This window comes from Streptomyces hydrogenans, assembly GCF_014656075.1.
In the GTDB taxonomy this organism is placed as follows: domain Bacteria; phylum Actinomycetota; class Actinomycetes; order Streptomycetales; family Streptomycetaceae; genus Streptomyces; species Streptomyces hydrogenans.
This window is the reverse complement of the sequence record NZ_BNBS01000151.1, coordinates 1-17053: the sequence shown is the minus strand read 5'-3', so window position 1 is coordinate 17053 and position 17053 is coordinate 1. Positions and strand designations below refer to the sequence as shown.

The 17053-nt window shown below is 71.4% G+C and carries 21 protein-coding genes; 8 read left to right on the top strand and 13 right to left on the bottom strand.

The features are described 5' to 3' along the window. Positions 1 to 974 precede the first annotated feature (974 nt). From IE321_RS36640 to IE321_RS36630, 3 genes are all read right to left on the bottom strand, one after another. Positions 975 to 1877, bottom strand: coding sequence for an EamA family transporter (locus IE321_RS36640; protein WP_190226092.1), 903 nt, complete (start codon positions 1875 to 1877; stop codon positions 975 to 977). Between the two features lie 35 nt (positions 1878 to 1912). After that, positions 1913 to 2185, bottom strand: coding sequence for a hypothetical protein (locus IE321_RS36635; RefSeq protein ID WP_190226091.1), 273 nt, complete (start codon positions 2183 to 2185; stop codon positions 1913 to 1915). A gap of 148 nt (positions 2186 to 2333) precedes the next feature. Continuing rightward, complete coding sequence (locus tag IE321_RS36630) at positions 2334 to 2663, bottom strand: hypothetical protein (protein WP_190226090.1); 330 nt, start codon at positions 2661 to 2663, stop codon at positions 2334 to 2336. 112 nt (positions 2664 to 2775) lie between these two features. On the opposite strand from IE321_RS36630, the gene IE321_RS36625 reads away from it, so the two are divergent. After that, positions 2776 to 3351 (top strand): CGNR zinc finger domain-containing protein, encoded by a 576-nt coding sequence (locus IE321_RS36625; protein ID WP_190226089.1) that lies wholly within the window; start codon positions 2776 to 2778, stop codon positions 3349 to 3351. Between the two features lie 592 nt (positions 3352 to 3943). After that, positions 3944 to 4438 (top strand): DUF3237 domain-containing protein, encoded by a 495-nt coding sequence (locus IE321_RS36620; RefSeq protein ID WP_190226088.1) that lies wholly within the window; start codon positions 3944 to 3946, stop codon positions 4436 to 4438. Positions 4439 to 4528: 90 nt separating this feature from the next. On the opposite strand, the gene IE321_RS36615 is transcribed toward IE321_RS36620, so the two are convergent. The 7 genes from IE321_RS36615 to rpmG form a co-directional block, all read right to left on the bottom strand. Continuing rightward, on the bottom strand, positions 4529 to 4948 hold the full coding sequence (locus tag IE321_RS36615) for a VOC family protein (RefSeq protein WP_190226087.1): 420 nt from the start codon (positions 4946 to 4948) through the stop codon (positions 4529 to 4531). Positions 4949 to 5294: 346 nt separating this feature from the next. Further along, complete coding sequence (locus IE321_RS36610) at positions 5295 to 6569, bottom strand: MFS transporter (RefSeq protein WP_190226086.1); 1275 nt, start codon at positions 6567 to 6569, stop codon at positions 5295 to 5297. A 371-nt stretch (positions 6570 to 6940) separates the two neighbouring features. Next, a complete protein-coding gene (locus tag IE321_RS36605; RefSeq protein ID WP_190226085.1) occupies positions 6941 to 7792 on the bottom strand; it encodes a DUF8832 domain-containing protein in 852 nt (283 codons plus the stop codon). Positions 7793 to 8010: 218 nt separating this feature from the next. Next, the gene (gene rpsR / locus IE321_RS36600; protein ID WP_190226084.1) at positions 8011 to 8247 is read right to left on the bottom strand and encodes a 30S ribosomal protein S18; all 237 of its coding nucleotides are present in this window, start codon (positions 8245 to 8247) and stop codon (positions 8011 to 8013) included. Positions 8248 to 8317: 70 nt separating this feature from the next. Continuing rightward, the gene (locus tag IE321_RS36595; protein ID WP_190226083.1) at positions 8318 to 9469 is read right to left on the bottom strand and encodes a CobW family GTP-binding protein; all 1152 of its coding nucleotides are present in this window, start codon (positions 9467 to 9469) and stop codon (positions 8318 to 8320) included. Further along, positions 9469 to 9714: a type B 50S ribosomal protein L31 gene (locus IE321_RS36590; RefSeq protein ID WP_190226082.1), complete on the bottom strand. Its 246-nt coding sequence runs from the start codon at positions 9712 to 9714 to the stop codon at positions 9469 to 9471. The genes IE321_RS36595 and IE321_RS36590 overlap by 1 nt, the downstream gene beginning before the upstream one ends. 45 nt (positions 9715 to 9759) lie before the next feature. Continuing rightward, the gene (gene rpmG, locus IE321_RS36585; RefSeq protein ID WP_190226081.1) at positions 9760 to 9924 is read right to left on the bottom strand and encodes a 50S ribosomal protein L33; all 165 of its coding nucleotides are present in this window, start codon (positions 9922 to 9924) and stop codon (positions 9760 to 9762) included. Positions 9925 to 9991: 67 nt separating this feature from the next. Between rpmG and rpmB the strand changes: the two genes are divergently transcribed. The 4 genes from rpmB to IE321_RS36565 all read left to right on the top strand — a co-directional run bounded on the left by rpmB (position 9992) and on the right by IE321_RS36565 (position 12229). Then, positions 9992 to 10228 carry a 50S ribosomal protein L28 gene (gene rpmB, locus IE321_RS36580; RefSeq protein WP_190226080.1) on the top strand — a complete coding sequence of 79 codons (237 nt, stop codon included), beginning with the start codon at positions 9992 to 9994 and terminating at the stop codon, positions 10226 to 10228. Next, complete coding sequence (gene rpsN, locus IE321_RS36575) at positions 10228 to 10533, top strand: 30S ribosomal protein S14 (protein ID WP_190226079.1); 306 nt, start codon at positions 10228 to 10230, stop codon at positions 10531 to 10533. Before rpmB ends, rpsN begins: the two co-directional genes overlap by 1 nt. Positions 10534 to 10891: 358 nt before the next feature. Further along, positions 10892 to 11062, top strand: a complete 171-nt coding sequence (gene rpmF, locus IE321_RS36570; RefSeq protein ID WP_043221710.1) for a 50S ribosomal protein L32 — start codon at positions 10892 to 10894, stop codon at positions 11060 to 11062. Positions 11063 to 11068: 6 nt separating this feature from the next. Further along, complete coding sequence (locus IE321_RS36565; RefSeq protein WP_190226078.1) at positions 11069 to 12229, top strand: GTP-binding protein; 1161 nt, start codon at positions 11069 to 11071, stop codon at positions 12227 to 12229. Between the two features lie 146 nt (positions 12230 to 12375). On the opposite strand, the gene IE321_RS36560 is transcribed toward IE321_RS36565, so the two are convergent. Continuing rightward, on the bottom strand, positions 12376 to 13266 hold the full coding sequence (locus tag IE321_RS36560) for a helix-turn-helix domain-containing protein (protein WP_190226077.1): 891 nt from the start codon (positions 13264 to 13266) through the stop codon (positions 12376 to 12378). 172 nt (positions 13267 to 13438) lie between these two features. Between IE321_RS36560 and IE321_RS36555 the strand changes: the two genes are divergently transcribed. Further along, entirely contained in the window at positions 13439 to 14215 is a 777-nt protein-coding gene (locus IE321_RS36555) for an SDR family oxidoreductase (protein WP_190226076.1), read from the top strand. Positions 14216 to 14298: 83 nt separating this feature from the next. On the opposite strand, the gene IE321_RS36550 is transcribed toward IE321_RS36555, so the two are convergent. Both IE321_RS36550 and IE321_RS36545 read right to left on the bottom strand, forming a co-directional pair. Then, positions 14299 to 14820, bottom strand: coding sequence for a hypothetical protein (locus IE321_RS36550; RefSeq protein ID WP_190226075.1), 522 nt, complete (start codon positions 14818 to 14820; stop codon positions 14299 to 14301). 210 nt (positions 14821 to 15030) lie between these two features. Then, a complete protein-coding gene (locus tag IE321_RS36545; protein ID WP_190226074.1) occupies positions 15031 to 15978 on the bottom strand; it encodes an SMI1/KNR4 family protein in 948 nt (315 codons plus the stop codon). A 273-nt stretch (positions 15979 to 16251) separates the two neighbouring features. Here IE321_RS36545 and IE321_RS36540 point away from each other — a divergent pair, with 273 nt between their 5' ends. Then, positions 16252 to 16989 carry a VOC family protein gene (locus IE321_RS36540; protein WP_190226073.1) on the top strand — a complete coding sequence of 246 codons (738 nt, stop codon included), beginning with the start codon at positions 16252 to 16254 and terminating at the stop codon, positions 16987 to 16989. Positions 16990 to 17053: the final 64 nt, after the last annotated feature.

The following is a 17053-nucleotide window of genomic DNA, read 5'->3' as shown; positions in this document are numbered from 1 at the left end:
GGTGCCGTGGCACCGCTGGGTGTCGGGCCGTCAGGCAGAGTGGCTCCGGCGTTCAGCGGGTTGTGCGTCGGGGTTGGTCGCGGGCGTCCGGCAGCGTGTGGCCCACGTTCGCGAGGACGCCTTTCAGCAGCCGGCCGTCATGGAGGACGGCCACACACCCGCAGCCTGAGAGGCAGTACTCGACGTCGCCTTCGGAGGTGCGGTGCCGGGACAGGAGGGTCCACTCCGTGCCGTCCTCGACCGACGACCAACAGACGGGGCAGCTATCGATGCCGGTGTGTTCCATGCCCCACACACTGAAGCAATGGTCTAAGTTCACTCAACCATTACATGGCAGGGGTGCTCGCGTCCCTGCACGGACTTGGCGCCGTGCGAGAGCCAGCTGAGCCGGTCCGACACATCGCTCAGCGGTCGCCGACGCCTGGCCGCGTCGCCGTTCGCCGTTCCGATGTACAGCCATCCCGGACATGCCTCTTCGTCCTTCAGCATGAGCAACCGCCACACCTGGGGGCCCCACGCCGGGCCCGGTGCGCCAGGTGCTGCCGTAGCCGCGGGCGTGCAGGAGCAGCATGAGTGACCGGGGCATGGCGGAGGTGGCCGCGAGCTGCCCCCATTCGGGCACCTTGTGCCTGTGGACGGGGGCGAAGACGAAGGGAGGCGAGGAGGGGGCACGCTGTGTCTTGGCCGCAACTTGGGAGCGCCGGTCCAAGGGGCTTCCTCGGTGAGGCAGGCCCCGAGTTTCTCGCGGGCCTCGCCGCCTATATGAGGATGCAGCACCGCGGGTGCAGCAAGCCGTGGTCGGGGCGGGCGCCGCGACCTTCAGGAGGTAGGCGAAGACCTCGCGCCAGGGAACGCGGGCGGGGCGGCAAGTTCGTGTTTGCTGCGGCGTGTCAGAAGTGCGGCGGTGACATCCATGAAACTCGGTCCCTCTCGGTTCGATGGCACCTGCTCCTCGTGCACTCACCGGGGAAACGTCACGGTGCGGGCGTTCCGGCTCCCGGCTTGGTGGCGGCTTCCTCCGGCAGGCGGTCGGCTCGGTTGTCCGCGGTCTTGACCGACCACGCGCCGGCGACGATGACCAGCGCGATGGCGACGCTCTGACGGACGGTGATGTGTTCGTCGAGCAGGACGAACCCGATGCCGGCACCGACGGCGGGGCTCATGGCCAGCAGGATGCCGAACGCGCGCACGTCGATGCGCCGCAGCGCCGTCATGTCCAGGCTGTACGGGATCAGCGAGGACAGGAGGGCGACCAGGAGACCGGTGAGCAGGAGGTGGGGGTGCCTTGCGATGGCGGCGCCGTGCGTCACGGCCGTCACCGGGGTCAGCAGGCAGGCTCCCACGGCCAGTCCGCTCCAGTCGTCGAAGAGCGAGCCGACTCTTCGGTTGAGCACGACGTGCAACGCGCGGCAGGTGGCGGCCAGAACACCGAACACCAGCCCGGCCACGGGGAGTTCCGATCCCGGTGACGCCAGGAGCAGGACTCCCGCCAAGGCCATCAGGACGCCGACCACATCCCGCCAGTGCCGCGACATCGCGACAGCGAGAGTCACGGGGCCCAGGAGCTCGATGGTCGAGGCGACACCGATCGGCAGGTGTTCGATGGCTTGGAAGTAGGCGACGTTCATGGCGGCGAACACCGCGCCGAGCGCGATGGTGGGCCACCACTGGCGGCCCACCATGGCACTCAGGCGGGGGCGGACGAGCACACACACGATGATCGCGGAGAACAGCAGGCGCATGCCGGCGAGCGCTGTGGCCCCCACTTCGTCGTAAGCGCCCTTGGCGACCACGGATCCGAGTTGCAGGCTGGTGATCTGCGCCAGCACCAGCGCCGGCGGGACCAGACGGCCACGATGGGTACGATCCGTGTTCAAGGCAGCTCCGTGCTCGTCCTACGTCGCCCGCCCGGTCAGGCGGACGCGGCCTGGCGGGTCATCTCCGAGGCGTCGCCGCGCCAGTACTCGGCGGTGAGGGTCACGAAGCCGGTGAAGCCCTCGGTCACCACGGCCAGGTCGCCCTCGTCGCGGCAGACCGCGGCCGCCGACGTCACGGCCTGGGCCTTGTGGTCCTTCTCGGCTTCTCCGATGCGCACGTAGAAGTACTCGCACGCCTCGTGGAAGTCGTCGTCCGTCTCGTAGACGTCCTTGTACTCGCGCACGTCCTCGTGGAGCCGCGTGAGCATCGAGTACGCGAGGTGCTCCTGGGCCGGCAGCGCCCCCTGGACGACGCGCTGGTCGGCGGACTCGAAGAGCGCGCGCTGCCCCGAGCTGAACGCCTGCGTTGTGGACAGCGCCAGCGTGCCGCCGAGACCGGGAATCCCTCGATGCCGGTCAGCAGATCGCCGAGGAAGCCCTCGGGCAGGACCAGGTGGCCTTCGGCGCGTCCCCGTTGCCGTACTCGGAGTACAGGTTCTTCACACACTCGACGCGGGCTTTCAGGTCATTGGTGTTGAGCACCAGGGCCACCATGCCGCTCGTGTTGACGGTGCGCGCCAGGTACTGCTCGGCGAAGACTCGGACTTCCGGGTGGGTCAGCGGCCTGCCCATCCACCGCGAGCAGAAATCGTTGTTCAGGGCTTCACTCGAGGGAACCGGGGTAGCCATTTTCTCCAGCGACGGCTCGATGGACGTACGGGTATTTCCCTGTGCGAGAACGGACATGTGCCGCGTTGACACCTCCTCGGCCGGTCGTCTTCTGAACGTGCCGAGCGGACGGACATACGCTGTCTCAATATGCTCGTCGGCACGCAGACGAGCATGCTTCAATTCCGTTATGCAGTTCAACCCTTACGGCGGCGAAGCCGCCCGGCTCGCGGCAGACTTAGTCAACTGCACCACCGCATTGGACCCGTCGGGACTGGAGCCCGTTCTGGCCGCGCACGGTGTCGTGCACCGGTCTCTGACGCCGGCGCAGGCGGCCGAGGTGTGGGAGTGGAGCCGGAGGCTCGCCGACTGTTTCGGCGACCAGCCTCTGGACGAACGGTGCGAGAAGATCAACGTCCTTCTGGCGGACGCCGCCAGCACCCCGCGCATCTCCCTGCACGATGGCACCCCTCACATGCACTACAGCGCTCTCGGCTCCGACCCGGCCTCCCACATCAAGGCGGTCACCGCCACCGGTCTGTCCTATGTCGTCTGCTCGGCGTCGCCGTCACGGTTGGGCCGCTGCGCCCGCGGTCGATGCCGGCTGGCGTTCGTGGACACCTCCCGCAACGGACGCCGCACCTACTGCTCCGTGAGATGCGCCAATAACGAGGCGGTGGCCCGTCACCGCGCCAGTGGCGCGACAGACGGAAGAAAGAGAGCAGGGCTCGTGGCGAGATTTCGCGTGCACGTCGATGAGACATGAGGGAAGTGGGGACTTCGCTCGTATCTTTACAAAAGGCCATGGAATGCGAAAGACCATGGAATCCCTGAGGCAAGGCATGAGGAAGTCGTCCGGGATGGATGGACACGAAATTCGGGAATCCTGGAACGGATGACCGGAAGTTCTCACAGAACTGCATGCCGAGTACAGCTGACGCCGTTCAGGGTCAGGGGCAGGGGAGACGCCCGACCTGCCACGGTCTCCCGCTCCGGCCCCAGGGCACACGAGATCGCGGGGGCCTCCGGGCTCTTCCTCGACACCAGTCGCGGGACCAAACGCCGTTGGCGTTCCAAGAACACACGCGGCAACAAGGTCAAGAAGGCGCGACTCGCGAAAGCTGGCCCTGTGGCCGCCCTCAGGTCCTGTCGCCCCGTCCCGTGTCGTCCGGGCGCGCCGGCACGGTCCGTCGGCCGCCCGGCGGAAGGACGAAGCCTCTTCGCGGGAGGTGCTCGGCCCCGCTGCTGAGCCGGCTTCTGGTTCGCCCACAAGTCCCGCACTACGTCAACACCATTGACGCAGCGAGGCGTGGCCTGACTAGGATCCGCCGATCCAGCCCGCAGCCCCACGGAGTGCCATGACCGCCCCCGAGCCGCAGCCCGTCGTCCGATCGGACTTCGCTCCCGCTCTCGACTTCGCCTTCGAGGTCCGCGCCTTCCTCGCCCCGTCCGTGCACATCGGGCACGGCGCCGGCGAAACCACCGCGTACGTCCCCGTCACCGGCGGCACCGTCGAGGGCCCGCGCCTGCGGGGCACCGTCCTGCCCGGGGGCGGCGACTGGTGCGACAGACGCGGCGACGTCTACCAGCTCGACGCCCGATACCTCCTTCAAGCCGACGACGGCGCGGTCATCGACATCACCAACCGCGGCTACTACCACGAAGACGATCCCACCAGCCCCGCCCAGTACGACGGCGCACTGCAGGTGTCCGAGGCAGGCGTCTACTACCGCACCGCCCCCGTCTTCCGCACCGACGCCCCCGCCCATCTGTGGCTCGCCCGCACCGTCTTCGTCGGGCTCGCCCGCGGCGACGACTCCGAAGTCGCCATTCGCTTCTACTCCCTGACCTGACGCCGTCCCCGCGGGCCCCGAGGAGCGGGCGGACGCGTGGCGGGGGAACCGTTCCTCCTGGGCCTCGCGGGAGGTCGGCGCCGTCCTTCGTCAGTCTTGTTCGCCTGGGGTGACGGCGACGAGTTCGACCTCGAAGCCGTCGGCGTTCTCCAGATAGGCGGCATGGTGCTGCGCGCCGCCGGCATGCGGGTGACGGTCCGGGAACATGAGGCTCCAACCGTGGTGCGGCGCCTCGGCCACCAGTGCGTCCACGGCCTCGGGATCCGCGACGTGGAACGCCAGGTGGTTCAGGCCGGGCCGGCACCTGTCGTGCTCGCCGGCGGTGAGCGCCGGGGACTGCTCGACCACCAGGTAGGTCGCTCCGAGCCGCCAGCTGCGGCCGTCGCTCCAGTGCTGGAAGGGCGTGTGGCCCAGGGCCTCCAGCAGCCAGCCGAAGGAGGCGGCGGCCCGCTCCAGGTCGGGCACCCAGAGCTCGATGTGGTGCAGCGTCCCCGCGACCGGCCGGGTCATGCGGCCACCTCCGGGACCGGGACGATCAGCGGGCCGCGTTCACGACGGGCACCCGGCGGAACCAGGGGGTCCCGGCGGCGTGCGTTCACCGCCCGACAGCGCGTCGAGTCGATCGGGTTCGTGGTGGGCGGACGAAGCGAGTCCCCGGTCGGGAGACAGTAAAGCGCCGTCAACTCGTCCCCGTCGTCAATGGTCTTCGCGAGAGCCTTGGAGTACATCGCACCATATTGCCTGGCCAACGCCCCGGAGGGGCCGGGGCGAGGGCTGTGGAGGGCGGCGAGGCAGGCGGAGTCGTGCGCGGCGGCGTACCGCTCCCCGTCCCCCTCGCCGTCCTTCGCGTGATCCGTCAGGCGGCCTCGGTCAGGGTGGCGCGGTCGGCCCGGGGCGCGTGCCGGGCGGGGGCGGACAGGGTGGTCACGGTTCCTCGGCCGTCGTGGCGCGGCCACAGGAGGAGGGCGTTGACGGCGCCGACCCCGGCGCGGGCCGCGAGGACGGACCAGGTGACGGTGAGGTTCCCCTCGCCGCCGAGCCGGCCGGCGAGGGGGTAGGTGATCAGCCAGGCCAGGTGCGACAGGGAGAACTGGGCCGCGAAGGTCCCGGGGATCGCGTTCCGGGGGACGGAGGCGCGCAGGACCTTGCCGGTCGGTGTGATGATCAGTGCCATGCCGATGCCGATCACGGTCCAGACGATCGCCGTACCGGTCCACGTGGTCAGGCCGGTCGCGACGAGCGCCGCCGCCGCGGTGGTCGCGACGACCAGGACTCCGGCACCGGTCGTCATGACGGTGCGGGCAGCGACCCGGTCGAGTACGCGGGGCAGTACGAGGGCCGCGAGGAGGGTGCCGCCTCCGGAGGCGGCGAGCATCCAGGCGACGTCCGACTGCGAGCCGCCGAGGCCGTCGCGGACGTGGTTGACGGTGTTGACGACGACGATCGATCCTGCCGCCGCGACCACGAGGTTGAGCGCCATGATGCCGCGCAGCCGGGGTGTCCCTAGGAAGGCCCTGATCCCCGATGTCGCTCTGTCCCACGCCCTGGTGTGGCTGCTGGGGCGGGCGTCGGGGATGCGTGTCGACAGGACGAGCACGGCGGAGACGAGGAATCCGGCGGAGGTGCCCAGGAACAGCCGGTCGAAGCTCATGAACGTCAGGGCGACGGCCGCCAGGACGGGGCTGAGCAGGCTCTCCATGGTGGAGGCGACCTGGGAGGCGGACAGGGCGCGCGTGTAGGCGGACTCGTCGGTGACGAGGTCGGGGATGACGGCCTGGAACGTCGGGGTGAACGTCGCGGACGCGGCCTGGAGCAGGCCGATCAGGACGTAGACGTGCCAGACCTCGCTGATCAGCGGCAGCGCCAGGACCACCGCGCCGCGGACCACGTCGAGCACCACAAGGAGCGTTCTCCTGGGGAGCCGGTCGACGTACGCGGCTGCCAGCGGAGCGATGACGACGTACAGGACCATCTTGATGGTCAGGGCGGTGCTGAGGACGATGCCGGCCCGGGGACCGGCGAGGTCGTACGCGAGCAGCCCGAGGGCCACGGTGGTCAGACCGGTGCCGAACAGGGCGATCACCTGGGCGCCGAACAGGTGGCGGTAGTCGCGGAGGGCGAACAGACGCATGGCGGGTTCCTTCCGTGTCCCTGCGGCGGGGCACGGCCCCGGGGCGGCGGCCGTGCCCCGCGCAGGCAGGCGGGGGTGTCTCTCCGCACCGGTGTGTCGCTTGGTGCGGTGCCGGCGCACGGGTGGGGTGCGCCGGTGACGATGCGGGACGTGGCGGCACCGACGACGTCGGCGGTCACGCGGGTACACCGTCGACATCCGCGCGGAACCAGGACGGTGGTCGGGGTCAGGCCGGGCATGACGCTCCTTCCGGTCCGGTGGGTGCCGGGCGCCCTTGGGGCGGGGCCGCAGGCAGTGGCAGGTGATCAGTGGTGGTGTGCGATCGGTGATGCATCGCGGTCAGTGGTGAAGGCAGTCAGTGGTGCAGGCAGTCAGTGGTGTGCGTGGTGGCCGTGGTGGTGGCTCCCGTGCCCGGATGCGGCATGGGGACCGCCGTCCGAGCCGGGTGCGGCCGTGGAGGTGCGGACCGTGAACTCGACCGTCCGGACGACGCCGTCGTGCTGGAAGTCCAGGTACAGGCGGTAGGTGCCCGCCGTGGGCGCGACCGCCATGAAGGCGATCTCGGGACCCGGCGCGGTCGCGCCGTCGCCGGGTGCGCCCTCCGGGTGTACGTGCAGGTAGCCCAGGTCGCCGACCCGCAGGGCCACCAGGTGACCGTACGCGGCCAGGTAGGGCTGCAGGTCGGTGACGGGCCGGCCGTCCCGGCTGACGGTGAGGGTCAGTTCGCTCGCCTCGCCGGGCAGGAGTTCCCCGTCGAGGGCGACCGTGTACGCGCCGACCTGCGCGATCCCGGCGACCTCGGGGAGCGGCCTCGGGTCGTACACCCCGGCGACCGCGGCGTCGATCCCCAGCGTCAGGGTCCCGTCGTGGGCGGCCGGGTGGATGTCCGCGAAGAACCGCCAGTCCCCCGGTTCGAGGTCCAGCTCGACGCTCCAGGTGCCCTTCTCGTCCCTCACGGGGTGCACGTGCTGAAACCCGGAGGTGTCACGCCGGACGGCGATGAAGTGCAGTTCCTTCTCGTGCTCCGGCCTGAACTCCGTCACCGCCCGGCCGTCGGGGCCGGTCACCCGGAAGGTGACCGGCTGCGCACCGGCGGTGAGGATCGTCGAGTCGAGCTCGAGGGTGTAACCGCTCTCGGAGACCGACAGCCCACCGGGCCGGGCTCCGCCGTGGGCACCGTGCGCGCCGTGATCGGTCCGCTCGTGACCCGGGTGGTTCGTCATGGCTCCTCCAACGGTGTGATGCGTCTCCTGGGCGTCATCCGCTCAGGACGACGATCACAACCGTATACCCCCCGGGGGTATTCCGTCCATGCGAGGTCGCGATCTGACGGGGAGCCCGCCGAGACCCCCGGCCGCGGCGATCACCCGAGCCCCCGGGGCGCGTCAGGAACTCCGACGGAGGCCGTCGCCACGCCCCGGCCCGGCCGGTCCCGATGCGGTCAGCGGCTCGCGTACGGCAGCAGGGCCATCTCGCGGGCGTTCTTTATGGCCGTGGCGAGGGCACGCTGCTGCTGGGTGGTCACGTGGGTGACGCGACGGCTGCGGATCTTGCCGCGGTCGGAGAGGAACCTGCGCAGCAGGTCGGTGTCCTTGTAGTCGATGTGGGTGATTCCGGCCGCGCCGAGCGGGTTGGGGCGGGCTTTTGCGGGCTTGCGGGGGTCGTGGCGTCGAGCCATGTCGACATCTCCTTGCAGGAACGTTTTGTCACGGTCGAGGCGGGCCGTGAACAGGTGGTACGGATGAGGGTCAGGCGGCGTCGAGGAGGGAGTCGAAAGCGGCGGACAGGCGCTTCCACGTCTCACGTCCCGACGCGTACTCCGCGTCCGTCAGGAGGCAGGAGTCCAGGAGCCGTTCGAGGCCGGCACGGTCGAGGCCGGGCGAAGTGAAGACGAGGTGCTGGCAGCGGTCGCCGTGGTCGGGGTGCCAGTCGAGCGCGGCCGCCGCCCGGCGCACGGGCGGGACGGACTCCCAGGCCGCGTCCGGCAGCGACGCCAGCCAGGGGCCGGCGCTCTCCACGCAGAGCGCCCCGCCGGCCGCGTCCCAGGCGAGCAGGGTGTCGGGACGGTCGGCGAGCCAGAACCGGCCGCGGCTGCGGGCGGCGGCGCAGCACAGGTCCTCGAGCGCCCGGTAGAGACGTTCGGGGTGGAACGGCCGGTGCCGACGCCAGACGAGGGTGGCGACCCCGGCCTCGTCGGCCTCCTGGGGCAGCAGCGCGCAGGCGGGGTGCTGGGCGGCCGCGGCGGCCTCGGCGTCGAAGCCGGCGAGGGCGATCCGGGCGAGTTCGCCGGAGTCAGCCGGTACGTGCCGCGCGGTGGGGTGCAGCTGCGCGAGGAGCGCACGGTCCTCGTCGTCGGCCTCGCCACCGTCGACGACGGCGAGGACTGGCGCGTACTCCAACTGCCGGGCCCAGGTGTCGCCGACGGTCCGCTGATCGGTGACGGCCGCCGCGAGTCCGCCGTCCCTGAGGTCGTCGCCGTTGGCGAGGTAGGGCAGGACGAGGGCGGGATCGACGGCGGTGATCACGTTCGTCAGGGCGAGGCGGTCTCCGCCGTGTCCGGCGATCACCTCGGCCATGGCCTTCGGTTCGACCGAGTCCCACAGTTCGACCACGGCGAGTCGGGTCAGACCGCCGTCCGCCATCCGCTCCAGTTCGGGGACGAGGTCTTCCCGCAGGGCGCAGCAGGCACAGTCGTTGACCAGCGGCGTCTCGCCGCGGGAGACGGTGCCGGTGGCGTCGCTGATCACCCGGAGGACGCTGCCGTCGGGCGCCCCGGCCAAGTCGTGGTGGAGCGCCACGCTTCCGGGCACGGCCTTCAGGAGGCGGTCGACGACTTCCGTGCGAGCGGCGGCGTGCAGGCCGGCGACGATGACGACGGGGAGCCTGTGCCGGCGGTCCATCAGCGGGCTCCGTAGCGGCGCTGGAACTTCTCGACCCGGCCGGCCGTGTCGAGCACGCGCGCCGTGCCCGTGTAGAAGGGGTGGCTCGCGGAGGAGATCTCCACGTCGACGACCGGGTAGGTGTTGCCGTCCTCCCACGCGACGGTCTTGTCGCTGGTCATCGTGGACCGGGTGAGGAACGCGGTGCCGGAGGCGGAGTCACGGAAGACGACGGGCTCGTAGGCGGGGTGGATTCCGGGCTTCATGGCAGGGCCTTTCGAAGGCGTGGGTGGGGGTGGGGGCGGGGAGCGTCAGAGCTCTTCGCCGAAGTCGACGTGCCGGCCGACGGCGGGGTCGTACGTGCGGGGCACCATCCGGTCCGGGTCGTTGCGCCGGTTCTCGCGGGTGACGTCAGTGAACCCGGCGCCCGCTGTCGGACGGAGCTTGACGGCCGGGCGGATCTCGTTGCGTGCCATGGCGCTACTATATGGCAATGATTTCCATTTCCAACACGCTCTCCGAGCGAGAAGGGCGGCTGCACCCATGTCGGCCCACTGCCAACTGACCGGCGCCAAGCCCGGCTTCGGCAACAACATCTCCCACTCGCACCGGCGCACCTCGCGCCGTTTCGACCCGAACATCCAGCGCAAGCGCTACTGGCTCCCCAGCGAGGGGCGGCACGTCCGGCTGACCCTGAGCGCCAGGGCGATCAAGACGGTGGACGCGATCGGCATCGAGGCCGCCGTGGCGCGGATCCGCGCACGGGGAGGGAAGGTCTGATGGCAAAGAAGAGCAAGATCGCGCGGAACGAGAGGCGCAAGGAGGTCGTCGAGAGGTACGCCGCCCGGCGGGCCGCGCTCAAGGCGATCATCCGCCGCCCGTCCTCGACCGCGGCCGAACGCGAGGCGGCCCGCTCGGAACTGCGCCGGCAACCGCGCGACGCCAGCGCCACCCGCGTGCGCAACCGCGACAGCGTGGACGGGCGGCCACGGGGCTACCTTCGCGCGTTCGGCCTCTCGCGGGTGCGCACGCGAGAGCAGGCGCACGCCGGATTCCTGCCGGGAGTGACCAAGTCGTCCTGGTAGGCGTCGGGATACGGCACCGACGAGCGACGTCCGCCCTATTGAAAATGGATCCCATGAGCGTATAACGTCGCTCCCGTCCGCGTGCGGCACCACTCGGGCCCGCGAGGGGGGCCGAGGAGGCGCCGCACGCGGACGCTCGGACGCACCCGATCGAGTCGGGCGACGCCGTCGACCCCTCCCGCCCCCACCCCCGTTCCCCTACGCGCGGCACCCCGACGTGAGATCTCGACGGAAACCTCACGCGCCGACCGGCCGCCCTCTCCGGCCGCCCAAGACCCGAGACCCGAGACTCAAATTGATAATGGCATCCATTTTCATATAGCGTCTGCGTGTCAGCCCCGGACCGAGGAGTCACCCCATGGCAGTCCCCAAGCGGAAGATGTCCCGCAGCAACACCCGTCACCGCCGCGCCCAGTGGAAGGCGAGCACGCCCCAGCTGGTGCCGGTCACCGTCGACGGTGTCGTGTACCAGGTCCCGCAGCGCCTGGTGAAGGCGTACGAGCGCGGCCTCGCCCACCCGGAGGGCTGAGCGCTCGTGACGACCGACGACCGGCTGCCCGTGACCGTACTCTCGGGATTCCTGGGGGCCGGGAAGACCACGCTCCTCAACCATGCACTCGGCAACCGCGAAGGGCTGCGGGTCGCGGTCATCGTCAACGACATGAGCGAGGTCAACATCGACGCCTCCCTGGTGCGCGGCGGCGAGGCGGCCCTGTCCCGCACCGAGGAACGCCTGGTCGAGATGACCAACGGATGCATCTGCTGCACCCTGCGCGACGACCTCCTGGACGAGGTCGACCGGCTCGCCCGCGACGGCCGCTTCGACCACCTCCTGATCGAGTCCAGCGGCATCTCCGAACCCCTGCCCGTGGCCGCCACCTTCTCCTTCCCGCGCGACGTCGGCGCCACCCTCGGCGACCTCTCCCGCCTGGACACGATGGTGACCGTGGTGGACGCGGCGAACTTCCCGGCCGAGCTCGACGGCGGCGACGAACTCGCGGCGCGCGGCCTCGCACCGTACGAGGACGACGAGCGCACGGTCAGCGATCTCCTCGTGGACCAGGTCGAGTTCGCCGACGTCATCGTCCTCAACAAGCTCGACCTCGTCGATCCCGACGAGGCCCGGCGGCTCCGCGCCACGCTGTCACGGCTCAACCCGGAGGCGCGGATCGTCCCCGCCGTACACGGACAGGTTCCCCTGGAACAGGTCCTGGGCACCGGCCTGTTCGACGTGGAGAAGGCGCAGCAGGCTCCCGGGTGGGTGAAGGAACTCAACGGCGAGCACGTACCGGAGACCGAGGAGTACGGCATCTCCTCGCTCGTGTTCCGCGCCGACCCGCCCTTCCACCCGCACCGGCTCTGGAGCTTCGTCACGCAGGACCTGGACAGTGGGGCCTTCGGACGCGTCCTGCGCTCCAAGGGGTTCTTCCGGCTCTCCAGCCGGCCCCGCGTGACCGGGCTGTGGTCCCAGGCGGGGGCCGTCGCCCGCTTCGAGCCCTCCGGCGCTCGCGGCCCGGAGAGCGCGCAGGGCCAGGAACTGGTCTTCATCGGCACCGACCTGGACGCCGACGCCCTCCGTGCGGCCCTGCGCTCCTGCCTGATGACCCCGGACGAGGCCGTGCCCGCCGACGACGACTTCCCCGCCTGGGAGACGTACGGCATCTACGACGCCTGCGAGCACGACCGGGCGGCCTGAACCCCGCCGCGCACGCTCCGGGCCGGACGGTGGTCGCGGCCACGGCATCGTCCGGCCCGGCCGCTTCACGCCGGGCCCCGTCGCCGCCGTCGGCCGGGCCGGTGACCGGTGGCCCGTGAGGACCCGGACCGGAAGGCGGCCGGGGCTCACACGGCGTCGCCGCGCACGGCGGGTTCGACGGCCGGGCCCGGAACGGTCGGCGGGGTGACCCAGCTCCGCAGGAGCCTCACCGCTTCGGCCGTCCGGGAACCCGGCTCCACGTTGTAGACGCACAGGGTCTGCTCGGCGTCGCCGGGCACCTGGAAGGACTCGTACGCGAAGTCCATCTCGCCGACCAGCGGGTGCGCGTAGCGCTTGGCCCCGTGCGTGCGGCGCAGCACCTTGTGATCGTTCCACCAGCCCGGGAACTCGGGTGAGAGCAAGGTGAGTTCGCCGACCAGCTCGGCAAGCCGACGGTCGTCGGGGTGGCGGCCGGCCTCAAGACGCAGGATCGCCACGGTCTCGGCGGCGATCCGCTCCCAGTCCCCCACGCGCTCGCGCGCCTGGGGATCCAGCAGGTAGTAGCGGGCCAGGTTCCGCCGCTGTGCCGGGAGTGCCTCGAAGTCCGTCAGGACCGCGCGGGCCAGCCGGTTCGAGGCGAGCACGTCGGTGCGGCGGCCGAGGATGAAGGCGGGCACGTGGTCGAGCGTCTCCAGCATCAGGAACAGCCCCGGCCGCACCCGCTGCGGCCGGATCGGGGCGCGCCGCACGGAGCCGGGGCGGGTCAGCAGCAGATCGCCGAGGTGCTCGGCCTCGGAGGTGTCCAGGCGCAGGGCCCGCGACAGCGCATCGACGACCTGCGGCGAGGGGTTGCCCGACCGTCCCTGCTCGAGTCGCGTGTAGTACTCGGTGCTCACCCCGGCCAGTCGCGCGACCTCGTCCCGGCGCAGCCCCGGCACCCGCCGGGCGCGGCCGTCCGGGGCGAGCCCGGCCCGCTCGGGGCTGATCGCGGCACGACGGGTGCGGAGGAAGTCGGAGATCTCCTTGCTGCGGTCCATGCCCCCAGTGTGTCCTGCGCGCCGGCGGCCCCGCCCGCTCGAAGGTGGCCCTGCCGGTACCAGCCTCACGGGGGTCGGCTGCGGGCCCCACGACGGCGGCGCCGACCGCTTCGATGGGAGTCACGCCGAGATCCCCTCGGCATCCGCACCCAGACGTTCACGGAGGCACCTCGTGTCCACGCTCACCCCCACCACCCCGCTCCAGGGGGGCGTCGCCGTCGTCACCGGAGCCGCCAGCGGCATCGGCGAGGCCGCCGCCGAGAAGCTCGCCTCGCTCGGCGCCCACGTCGTGGTCCTGGCGCGCCGCGCCGACCGCCTGCGGGACCTGGTCGAGCGGATCGCCGAGAACGGCGGCACCGCCCTCGCGCTCACCGTCGCCGACTCCGACCCGGCCGCGGTCCAGGCCGCGGCGGACGGCGTCGAGGCCGAACTCGGCGGCGTCGACCTGCTCTTCAACAACGCCGGCGTCATGCTGCCCGCCCCGATCGAGGAACGGGCCGCCGGCCAGTGGCAGCGGCAGATCGACCTGAACGTCACCGGACTGATGAACGTCATCGGCGCCTTCACCCCGCAACTGGTCCGGGCCGGGCAGGAGCGCGGCGTCGCCGACCTGATCAACACGTCCTCCATCGCGGCGCGGAACATCTTCCCCAACTTCGCCGTGTACTCCGGCACCAAGGCGTACGTCACCCACCTCTCCCGCCACCTGCGCACGGAGCTGGGCCCCAAGGGAGTACGCGTCTCCGCGATCGAGCCCGGCATCGTCGGCACCGAACTGCAGAGCCACGTCACCGACCGGGGCGCGATCGACTGGCTGGAGGACTCCAAGGAGTCGATGGACTGGCTGACCCCGCAGGACGTCGCCGAGACCATCGGCTTCCTCGCCACCCTGCCGCCGCGGGTCAACCTCCAGCAGGTGACGATCATGCCGACCGCGCAGACAGCCTGACCCGACCGCACCGACCCGGACCGCCCGACCGCCCCCGGAACGGCCGCGCGGCGCCGTGCGCGTACGTCCTCGCGGGCGGCGGGTCACCGGGGAAGGGGCTCACAGCCCCTTTCAGGGGCCTGGTCCAGGCAGTTGCCGACGGCCACGAGGAAGCACACCCGGCCGCCCGGCAGACGCAACTCCTTGAGGACGCAGCCGAAGACGGACGGGAACCCGGGATGGTCGCAGACGGCCGCGGTGAACAGCCAGCCGAGAAGCTCCTCGGCCCTGGCCGCGGCCAGGAGCACCGCGTCGGTGTCCGCCTCCCGGAAGAGCCGGTGCCAGGAATCGGCGTAGGGGCCGGTGGGGGCGGGCCATGCCGCCGAGCCCGGCACCGGCGCCTCGGCCGGGAAGCGCGGCCCGATCCAGTAGGCGAGTTCGTCGCGCACCGCGTCGATGTCGAGGTCGGGCCATTCCACGTCGTGGCGCGCCATGCACAGGCGCATCGACTCGGCGACCGCGGTCACCGCGTGATCGAAGTTCCAGTCGTCGTCGGCACCCGAGACCACCACACCGCTCGCCGGGATCCGACAGTCCGTGAACGGATGCCTGCCCTCATGTGCCATGGCGTATCGCTCGGCATGCGCGCGAGGTCCCCCTCCCACCGGCTTCCCCTTCCCGCTCCTCACTTCCCTGCGTTGCTCGCCCCACCTTGCCACGAGCCGTTCCTGCCGTAGAACCCGAGGTCAGGCACCATGCCCGTCGGGGAGCCGACCCCGCGCGCCGGAAAGCCGACGCGAGGGTCCCGCGGAACGCGCGGCACTCAAGAAGAAGGGTCAGCGGCCCTCAATGACGTCCGACAGCCCGGCGGGCCGGTGCACGCCCGCGCGGTCGAACGCGTCCGTCACTGCGGGGAGGCAGGCGTCGTCGACGTGGTAGTCGGTGGAGCGGGTGTCCAGCCGCGCCACCCTCCAGTCGCCCGGGCGGGCGCCGGGGACGAGGGTGAGATGGCCCGCCGCGCGGACCGGGCCGCCGCCGGCGCAGACGGCGTGGCCGGCTCCTTGTCCCGCCAGCCAGAGGTGGCCGAAGGGATCGACGACGTACGGGACCGGTGTCCGTGCCGGATGGCTGGTCGCCCAGCGGGCGAGGTCGGCCGGGTCGGCGATCAGGGTACGGGCGCCCGGCCACAGGGGTTCGACCTCGGGACGCTCCCGCGCGTCGCGGCGAGTGTGGTTCGGGTAGCGGATCCGTTCACGCCACTGCGGCCACACTGGCATGCCCGAGGGCCGCGTGGCGTCGCCGAGGGCTTCCTCCAGCCAGGCCGCGAGGCTGGGTGCCTTCACGGTCCACGCGGCGTCGGGGTCTGCCGAGGCGATGTCGGAGTCGAAGAGCAGGACGGGGGCGGCGGGGTCGAGGCAGTCCACGCAGACGTTCGTGAAGCAACCGCCGCTCATGATCGTCACTACTCCCTCGGGCCACTCGGGCTGGGAGAAGGCGAACCGGACACTGGTGGTGGTCTCCGCCTCCGGGTCGCGGTCGCCCAGGTAGCCGTCCACGAGGGTCTCCAGCGGGAAGAGCCGGCCATACGCCGGACAGGTGTCCCCTGTCGGATTCCACCCGCCGTCCGCCACCCGGCCGTAGAGGGCGGCGAGGAGTGGCGGGAGGGGAAAGCCGAGTGTCTGCTCGGCCCTTCTGATCCGGCTCTCCTCGACCGCCGGCCGGGCTTCCTCGAAAACCGCCGCGACGGCCGCCAGGCGGGCAAGAAGATCATCGGAATGGGACATTCCGCGATCCTCTCACCGCCTTGGGTCCTGCTCCGGACCGGGTCCCGTGCCACCACGGGACCTGCCCCGGGCGCGTCCGGGCCGCTCCTGACCCACCGCTGCCCGCGCGCCGGGGAGGGGGGCCGCAACCGATGACGCAGCTCTCGTCCAGGGCCTCCGCCACCTCGCCGCGGCCTTGGAACCGTCGACGGAGGGGCCCGAAGTCGTGGCCGTCGTGGACGCCGCTCCGGCAGCACGGCGGCCGGCGCCACCGCGGCTTCTAGGATCGGCGGCATGGCGACACGACTCGTGCAGATCAACATGAAGGCGCGGGACGACTCCGCGCTCGGGCGGTTCTGGGCGGAGGCGCTCGGTTGGGGCGTCGACAGCGAGGGGCCCGGGGTGACCAACCTCGAACCCGTGGGCTTCGTCTACCCCGATCCCGGGGCCGTCTGCATCGACATCGTCGCGGGTCCGGAACCCAAGACGGTCAAGAACCGCGTGCATCTCGACCTGGCCACCACCTCCCCCGCCCACCAGGCCGAGTTGGTCGCGCGTTTGAAGGGGCTCGGCGCGACGCCGGTCGACGTGGGGCAGGGCGACGTCCCCTGGACGGTGCTGGCCGACCCGGAGGGCAACGAGTTCTGCGTGCTGGAGCCCCGGGCGGTCTACCGGAACACCGGTCCGATCGCGGCGGTCGTGGTCGACTGCGCGGACCCGCGCGAGATGGCCCGGTTCTGGGGCGAGGCGATGGACTGGTCGGTGCACGAGGTGACGGACGACCACGCGACCCTGCGCTCCGCCGAGGGCGTCGGTCCCTACCTGGAATTCCTCCGCACTCCCGACACCAAGAGCGTGTGGAACCGCGTCCATCTCGACGTCCGCCCCTACCCCGGTGACGACCTGGCGGCGGAGGAGGCCCGGCTGCGTGCCCTGGGTGCCACCGACCCCGGGATCGACCGGTCCGCGATCCGGTGGATCGTGCTGGCCGACCCGGAGGGCAACGCGTTCTGCCTCCTGTCGCCGCTCTGAGCGCCGGGTCCGGCGGGTTCCCGGATCGGGCCCTCGGGGCGGCGAACCGCCCCGAGGGCCCGAT